The sequence below is a fragment of the Hydrogenophaga sp. genome, from assembly GCF_051007235.1.
GTDB lineage: Bacteria > Pseudomonadota > Gammaproteobacteria > Burkholderiales > Burkholderiaceae_C > Hydrogenophaga.
The window spans coordinates 1-5,962 of the sequence record NZ_JBPCSJ010000437.1 but is presented as its reverse complement, the minus strand read 5'-3'; the positions used below and the strand labels follow the sequence as shown (position 1 = coordinate 5,962).

The window sequence follows — 5,962 nt, the reverse complement described above, 5'->3', positions numbered from 1 at the left end:
CGCAGCGAGGTTTGTGCCAGCTGCGTGACGGCGACGATGTAGTTGGACGAGCCGTAGCTCGCGCGCATGGGGTCGGTGACCTGGAAGTACAGGATGCCGTCCACCTGCAGCTGGGTGTTGTCCCGCGTGATGCAGACCTGGCTGGGCACGTCCAGCGGGATTTCTTTCAGGCTGTGCTTGTAGGCCACCTTGTCTATGAAGGGGACGAGGAAGTTCAGCCCAGGCGCGAGCGAGGCGTGGTACTTGCCCAGGCGCTCGACCACCCAGGCGTTTTGCTGGGGCACGACTTTGATGGCGCGCACCACGAAGATGGCCGCGATGACGAACAGCAGGACAGCGATTTCCATTGGGGATTCCTCCTCGGTTTCAAACTTTTTCGACCAGCAGGCGGCTGCCCACCAGTTCGGTGACGCGGTGGGGGCCGGGCGCAGGCGTGGTGCCGGCAGGCAACACAACGGTCCAAGAGGCGCCCCGGTATTTCACCTGTGCCGTGCCGTCGGTCTGCCAGGCGTCCACCTGCACCACCTCGCCCACGTCCAGGTTGACGCTGCGTTGCGCGCGCACGGACGGATCGCCAGGGCGGCGGCGGCGCAGCCAAGTTAAGCCCAGCACGGCGCCCAGACCGACCAGCGCTGCCACCACGATCTGCGCCGTTTGGGCAGCGCCCGTGTGTGCGACCAGTGCGGCGGCCGCTGCGCCGAGGGCGAGCATCAGCAAATAGAAGGTTCCGGTCAGCAGTTCCAGCGCCACCAGGGCACCGGTCAGCAGCCACCACAGGGTGGAATCGGCCATGAAAGAAGTCCTCTCGGTTCGGGTTGGGCCGGCGCATCTGTCGGACCCTTGCCACATTCTGCGCTCTGGGTCGATCGTATCGGCTCGGGCGCCATGTGTTTTCCGTACACTTCGCGCCTGCCTTGGAGCCATTTGGCTTGGCGACGTCGGTACCAGCCCGGAGAACCTCATGAAATTCCGCTTCCCCATCGTCATCATCGACGAGGACTTCCGCTCGGAGAACACCTCCGGCCTGGGCATTCGCGCGCTCGCGCAGGCCATTGAAACCGAGGGCTTTGAAGTCGTCGGTGTGACCAGTTATGGTGACCTGTCGCAGTTCGCGCAGCAGCAAAGCCGCGCCAGCGCCTTCATCCTGTCCATCGATGACGAAGAGTTCACGCCCGGCCCGGACCTGGACCCGGCCGTGCTGAACCTGCGCAACTTCATTGATGAGGTGCGCCGCAAGAACGCCGAGGTACCGATCTACGTGCACGGCGAGACCAAAACCAGCCGCCACCTGCCCAACGACATCCTGCGCGAGTTGCACGGCTTCATCCACATGTTCGAGGACACGCCCGAGTTCGTGGCGCGGCACATCATCCGCGAGGCCAAGAGCTACTTGGAAGGCATCCAGCCGCCGTTCTTCAAGGCGCTGCTGGACTACGCCGAAGACGGTTCGTATTCGTGGCATTGCCCGGGTCACTCCGGCGGCGTGGCTTTTCTCAAGAGCCCGGTGGGCCAGATGTACCACCAGTTCTACGGCGAGAACATGCTGCGCGCCGACGTGTGCAATGCGGTGGAAGAGCTGGGCCAGTTGCTGGACCACAACGGCGCGATCGGCGCCAGCGAACGCAACGCGGCGCGGATCTTCAACGCCGACCACTGCTACTTCGTGACCAACGGCACCTCAACCTCGAACAAGATGGTTTGGCACCACACGGTGGCGCCGGGCGACGTGGTGGTGGTGGACCGCAACTGCCACAAGTCCATCCTGCACTCGATCATCATGACGGGCGCGATTCCCGTGTTCCTCAAGCCCACGCGCAACCACTACGGGATCATCGGTCCCATCCCGCAGGCCGAGTTCGAGATCGAAGCCATCCAGGCCAAGATCCGAGCCAACCCGCTGCTGGCCGGTGTGGACGCCGAGAAGGTCAAGCCGCGCATCCTGACGCTGACACAGTCGACCTACGACGGTGTGCTCTACAACACCGAGACCATCAAGAACCTGCTGGACGGCTACGTCGAGAACCTGCATTTCGACGAAGCCTGGTTACCGCACGCGGCCTTCCACCCGTTCTACGGCACCTTCCACGCCATGGGTAAGAAGCGGGCGCGCCCGCAGCAGTCGGTGGTCTACGCGACGCAGTCCATTCACAAGCTGCTGGCCGGCATCAGCCAGGCCAGCCATGTGCTGGTGCAGGACTCGCAGAGCACCAAGCTGGACCGCCACCTCTTCAACGAGGCCTACCTGATGCACACCAGCACCAGCCCGCAGTACAGCATCATCGCCAGCTGCGACGTGGCCGCCGCCATGATGGAGCCGCCCGGGGGCACCGCGCTGGTGGAAGAAAGCATTGCCGAGGCGCTGGACTTCCGCCGCGCCATGCGCCATATCGACGCCGAATTCGGCGACGACGACTGGTGGTTCAAGGTCTGGGGGCCGGACGAACTGGTGGACGAAGGCATCGGCCGCGCCAGCGACTGGGTGCTCAACCGCGAGAAGGACGACAAGGACACCGAGGACGACTGGCACGGCTTCGGCGACATGGCGCCGGGCTTCAACATGCTGGACCCGATCAAGGCCACCATCGTCACGCCGGGCCTGAACCTGGACGGCCGCTTCGAGCCCACCGGCATCCCGGCCTCCATCGTCACCAAATTCCTGGCCGAGCACGGCGTGGTGGTCGAGAAGACCGGCCTGTACTCGTTCTTCATCATGTTCACCATCGGCATCACCAAGGGCCGCTGGAACACGCTGCTGACCGCGCTTCAGCAGTTCAAGGACGACTACGCCAAGAACCAGCCGATGTGGCGGATCATGCCGGAGTTCTGCGCCAAGCAGCCCCGCTACGAGCAGATGGGTCTGCGCGACCTGTGCCAGCACGTGCACCAGCTCTACGCCAAGTACGACATTGCGCGCCTGACCACTGACATGTACCTGAGCGACCACACGCCGGCAATGACGCCCAGCGACGCGTTCGCGCAGATCGCGCGCCGCACCACACAACGGGTGCCGATCGACGACCTGGAAGGCTGCATCACCACCAGCCTGGTGACGCCTTACCCGCCTGGCATCCCGCTGCTGGTCCCGGGCGAGGTGTTCAACAAAAAGATCGTGGACTACCTCAAGTTCAACCGCGAGTTCGCGCGCGAGTGCCCGGGTTTCGAGACCGATATCCACGGCCTGGTGCAGGAATCCGGTCAGGATGGCGTGGTGCGTTACTACGCCGACTGCGTGCAGAAGTGAAGGCTTTTGGCGCTGGCGCGTGGTGCCGGGCGTAAGATGAAAGTGGGTGGCCCAAGCCCCCGCTGCACATCAACCGACCCGGAGGAACCGCATGTTTCCTGAATACCGCGATCTGATCAGCAAGCTCAAAGGCCACGACGTTCACTTCACGCGCCTGTTCGACAAACACAACGAGCTGGACCAGCGGATCAAGAACAAGGAAGCCCACATCGAGCCGGGCACGCAGCTGGAAATCGAGCAGCTCAAAAAGGAAAAGCTGGCGCTGAAGGACCAGCTTTACACCTTGCTCAAACAGGCCAGCACCTGACGTGAGGCGCTTCAGGGGCGGGTGATCGGCAGGCCGTTGAGGTCCGCGTCGGTCCGCACCCGCACAAAGGTGGCAAACCTAGGCAGACCGCTGCCGTGCTGGCCCCGGAAGCGGTAAGTGATCCAGCTGCCCACCGGTGGCGGCAACACCCGCTGTGCGTCGGTGAGGCCGCTGCCGATGCGAAAGCGCAGCCCTTCTGGCGTTTCCACCAGCAAAGCGCCCAGGCGACCGAGGTGTTTGCCGCGCCCGGGTTCGTGGCCGAGCACGCGGGCTTCGGCGTCTTCGTGCGGCTTGACCTTGAGCAGGTCGTCGTTGCGTTCGGTCCGGTAGGCCGCATCGGCGCGGTGCAGCATCAGGCCTTCGCCGCCCTCCCGCACCATTTGATCGAGCCGGCGCAGCAGGTGGGCGTGGTCCGCAACCCGCTCTTGCGGGACCGCCACCACCCAGGCTTGACCCAGGCTGGCGACCAGTGCCTGGTAGGCGTGCAGGCGCTCGGTGAACACGCCGGGGTACGCTGGCAGGTCGAACACCATGAACCGCAACCGGCGCCAGGCCTCGTCGTCCGGCTGCTGTTGCCGCACGGTGGAGACAGTGGATTCAAACCGACCCCGCCCGCCCCAGACTTCACCGTCCATGGGCTGAGTGGGCCAGCCCGCCGTGAACCAGTCGGGTGCCACGATGGCTTGCCCACCGCGCGTGAGCAGGCGCTGGCCGTCCCAGAGGGCCCGCACGCCGTCGTACTTTTCGCTCAGCCAGTAAGCGCTCAGGTCGACGCCGGGCCGGTACACGTTGGCCCGCATGAGCGGCGGAGGTTCGGCGCCCACGGCTGGCAGCAGTGGGCAGGTCAGCAGGGCACAAAAAAAGCCCAGCGCCTGTCGGCGGCTGGGCGGATGGACAGAACGGTCGGGCGACATCGCAGGGCCGTCGCCGTTGCGCGACCTGGTCAGGCCACCTGTTCGCTGTCGCGGCTGATGCCGCCGGTCTGGCTGAAGCCGCCGTCGACGTAGGTGATTTCGGCCGTCAGGCCCGACGCGAGGTCGGACAGCAGGAAGGCCGCCACGTTGCCCACTTCATCGATGGTGATGTTGCGGCGAATCGGCGATGCGTTGGCCACCACCGACAACAGCTTGCCGAAGTCCTTGATGCCGCTGGCGGCCAGGGTCTTGATGGGGCCGGCGCTGATGCCGTTGACGCGCATGCCGCGCGGACCCAGCGATTCGGCCAGGTACCGCACCGAGGCTTCCAGGCTGGCCTTGGCCAGGCCCATGGTGTTGTAGTGCGGGATGATGCGCAGCGCGCCCAGGTAGCTCAGGGTCAGCAGCGAGGCTTTGTCGTTGAGGTAGGGCAGGGCGGCCTTGGCCATCGCGGGGAAGCTGTAAGCGCTGATGTCGTGGGCGATGCGGAAGTTCTCGCGCGAGAGCCCGTCCATGAAGTCGCCGGCGATGGCCTCGCGCGGAGCAAAGCCGATGCTGTGCACGAAGCCGTCGAACTTGGGCCAGACCTGTGAGAGGTCGGCAAACATCTTGTCGATCTGCTCGTCGGAGCTGACGTCGCAATCGAAGATCAGCTTGGAGTCGAATTCGGCTGCGAAATCGGTGATGCGGTCCTTGAAACGCTCACCCACGTAGCTGAAAGCCAGCTCGGCACCCTGCTGGTGGCAGGCCTTGGCCACGCCGTAGGCGATGGAGCGGTTGGACAGCACGCCCGTGATCAGCAGTTTCTTGCCTGCGAGAAAACCCATTGTTCTATCTCCAAAGAAAATTCCAGCAGAATTGTCGCATGCACTTCACCCCGCCCTGGCTCCGCCCGCTGCTCGCTTCCTGCGGCCTGGCCATGGCCCTGCTGGCGGGCGCGCCGGGCGCCCAGGCGGCCCACGGGTATGCTTTGTGGGGCGAGCTGAAGTACCCCGCAGGTTTCACACACTTCGGTTATGTGAACGCCGAGGCCCCCAAGGGCGGTGAACTGCGTCTGGTCAGCAACCTGCGGGTGTCCACCTTCGATAAGTACAACCCCTTCACGCTGCGCGGCAACGCACCGGCCTACCTGTCGTCGCTGATGTTCGACACGCTGCTGACCGGCGCGCTGGACGAGACCGGATCGGGTTACGGTCTGCTGGCCGAAGACGTGGAGGTGGCGCCGGACCGGCTCTCGGCCACCTTCCGCCTGCGGCGGGAGGCGCGCTTCCACGATGGGCGCCCGGTGCTGGCCGCCGACGTGAAGCACAGCTTCGACACCCTGATGGGGCCGCACACCGCGCCATCGTGGAAGACCGTGCTGGAAGACGTGGCGGGCCTGGATCTGGTCGACGAGCGCACCGTGCGATTCCGCTTCAAAAAACCCAACCGAGAGCTGCCGCTGACCGTGGGCGGCCTGCCGGTGTTCAGCCGCGCCTGGGGACAGGGCAAGCCCTTTGA

At 65.0% G+C, this 5,962-nt stretch carries 7 protein-coding genes; 3 read left to right on the top strand and 4 right to left on the bottom strand.

The window, feature by feature from the left end; translation table 11 throughout:
• Together ACR2JA_RS15655 and ACR2JA_RS15650 are read right to left on the bottom strand one after the other, a co-directional pair.
• Positions 1-347, bottom strand: a 347-nt coding sequence (locus ACR2JA_RS15655) for an SPFH domain-containing protein (RefSeq protein ID WP_434010005.1), incomplete at its 3' end; no start/stop codon positions are given.
• A 19-nt stretch (positions 348-366) separates the two neighbouring features.
• The gene (locus ACR2JA_RS15650; protein ID WP_434010004.1) at positions 367-792 is read right to left on the bottom strand and encodes an NfeD family protein; all 426 of its coding nucleotides are present in this window, start codon (positions 790-792) and stop codon (positions 367-369) included.
• 169 nt (positions 793-961) lie between these two features.
• Here ACR2JA_RS15650 and ACR2JA_RS15645 point away from each other — a divergent pair, with 169 nt between their 5' ends.
• Positions 962-3,241 carry an Orn/Lys/Arg decarboxylase N-terminal domain-containing protein gene (locus ACR2JA_RS15645; protein WP_434010003.1) on the top strand — a complete coding sequence of 760 codons (2,280 nt, stop codon included), beginning with the start codon at positions 962-964 and terminating at the stop codon, positions 3,239-3,241.
• Positions 3,242-3,332: 91 nt separating this feature from the next.
• Positions 3,333-3,548 (top strand): YdcH family protein, encoded by a 216-nt coding sequence (locus ACR2JA_RS15640; protein WP_434010002.1) that lies wholly within the window; start codon positions 3,333-3,335, stop codon positions 3,546-3,548.
• Between the two features lie 11 nt (positions 3,549-3,559).
• Here the strand turns inward: ACR2JA_RS15640 and ACR2JA_RS15635 are convergent, their stop codons facing one another.
• Positions 3,560-4,462 carry a DNA ligase gene (locus ACR2JA_RS15635; RefSeq protein WP_434010001.1) on the bottom strand — a complete coding sequence of 301 codons (903 nt, stop codon included), beginning with the start codon at positions 4,460-4,462 and terminating at the stop codon, positions 3,560-3,562.
• Positions 4,463-4,491: 29 nt separating this feature from the next.
• Entirely contained in the window at positions 4,492-5,289 is a 798-nt protein-coding gene (fabI, locus tag ACR2JA_RS15630) for an enoyl-ACP reductase FabI (RefSeq protein WP_434010000.1), read from the bottom strand.
• Positions 5,290-5,381: 92 nt separating this feature from the next.
• On the opposite strand from fabI, the gene ACR2JA_RS15625 reads away from it, so the two are divergent.
• A partial coding sequence (locus ACR2JA_RS15625) for an ABC transporter substrate-binding protein (protein WP_434010006.1) occupies positions 5,382-5,962 on the top strand: 581 nt, incomplete at its 3' end.

Coding starts and splice junctions, on each gene's coding strand:
- ACR2JA_RS15640 (WP_434010002.1), top strand. CDS start 3,333: ATGTTTCCTGAATACCGCGATCTGATCAGCAAGCTCAAAGGCCACGAC.
- ACR2JA_RS15645 (WP_434010003.1), top strand. CDS start 962: ATGAAATTCCGCTTCCCCATCGTCATCATCGACGAGGACTTCCGCTCG.
- ACR2JA_RS15650 (WP_434010004.1), bottom strand. CDS start 792: ATGGCCGATTCCACCCTGTGGTGGCTGCTGACCGGTGCCCTGGTGGCG.
- ACR2JA_RS15635 (WP_434010001.1), bottom strand. CDS start 4,462: ATGTCGCCCGACCGTTCTGTCCATCCGCCCAGCCGCCGACAGGCGCTG.
- fabI (WP_434010000.1), bottom strand. CDS start 5,289: ATGGGTTTTCTCGCAGGCAAGAAACTGCTGATCACGGGCGTGCTGTCC.